Source organism: Mesorhizobium sp. M1D.F.Ca.ET.231.01.1.1 (assembly GCF_003999155.2).
Lineage (GTDB): Bacteria > Pseudomonadota > Alphaproteobacteria > Rhizobiales > Rhizobiaceae > Mesorhizobium.
Genome location: NZ_RZOZ02000055.1, coordinates 1 through 457 on the forward strand (window position 1 = coordinate 1; position 457 = coordinate 457).

The 457-nt window shown below is 66.7% G+C and carries 1 protein-coding gene; it reads left to right on the forward strand.

Translation table 11 applies throughout. The features are described from left to right. Window positions 1-53: 53 nt before the first annotated feature. Window positions 54-457, forward strand: a 404-nt coding sequence (locus EN874_RS32225) for a DUF3108 domain-containing protein (protein WP_127428841.1), incomplete at its 3' end; no start/stop codon positions are given.

A 457-nucleotide genomic window follows, 5' to 3' on the forward strand; every position in this document is an offset into this window, starting at 1 on the left:
GACGGCGAAGACCGCGTCGATCTGCGCCTGATCGAATACCAAGGAGTCTGAGCATGAGCACCCTGACCCGCCCCCTCGCCTGGATCGCTGCGGCCGCCCTGTCGGTGGCCAGCCTGCCGGCCATGGCCCTGCAGCCGTTCAAGGCCGACTATCTCGCCAGCTACATGGGCATGCAGGCCAATGGCAGCATGACCCTGAGCAGCGAGGGCGCCAACAAGTGGCGCTACACGCTGCAGGTGAAGAACCAGCTGGCGGACCTGAGCCAGAGCACCGTGTTCGAGGAAGTACGCGGCCAGCTGCGCCCGCTCAGCAGCCAGGACCGGTCGGCGCTGCTGGTCAAGAAGCGCAACGTGCAGGCCACCTACAACTGGACCAGCAACCAGGCCACCTGGACCGGCGACATCAAGCCGGACCGGGCCGGACCGATCGCGCTGAAGGCCGGTGACATGGATGCCCT